Source organism: Bacteroides sp. AM16-13 (assembly GCF_003602705.1).
GTDB classification, from domain to species: domain Bacteria; phylum Bacteroidota; class Bacteroidia; order Bacteroidales; family Bacteroidaceae; genus Bacteroides; species Bacteroides xylanisolvens.
In genome coordinates this window covers 1-346 of sequence record NZ_QTLK01000032.1, presented here as the reverse complement: position 1 = coordinate 346, position 346 = coordinate 1, and the positions used below count along the sequence as shown (strand labels likewise).

The window sequence follows — 346 nt, the reverse complement described above, 5'->3', positions numbered from 1 at the left end:
ATATTGCATATTTCAAAAAAACCTAGTACTTTTGCATCGCAATTGAGAAAAACATTCTTCCTTAGCTCAGTCGGTTAGAGCATCTGACTGTTAATCAGAGGGTCCTTGGTTCAAGTCCAAGAGGAAGAGCAAAGTTGAAAATCTTGATTGCAAACATTCTTCCTTAGCTCAGTCGGTTAGAGCATCTGACTGTTAATCAGAGGGTCCTTGGTTCAAGTCCAAGAGGAAGAGCGAAAAAAGAGGTAAATCAGAAGATTTATCTCTTTTTTTATTTTTCGGATCCAATGTTTTTTGGCTCAGTCTGAAACCTTGGGGGATTGCGTTAAAATTCTTATTTTTGCATCAT

At 37.6% G+C, this 346-nt stretch carries 2 tRNA genes; both read left to right on the top strand.

From position 1 onward, the window contains the following. Positions 1 to 55 precede the first annotated feature (55 nt). Positions 56 to 129, top strand: a tRNA-Asn gene (locus DW173_RS20605). A 28-nt stretch (positions 130 to 157) separates the two neighbouring features. Beyond that, positions 158 to 231: transfer RNA gene (locus DW173_RS20600), tRNA-Asn, on the top strand. Positions 232 to 346: the final 115 nt, after the last annotated feature.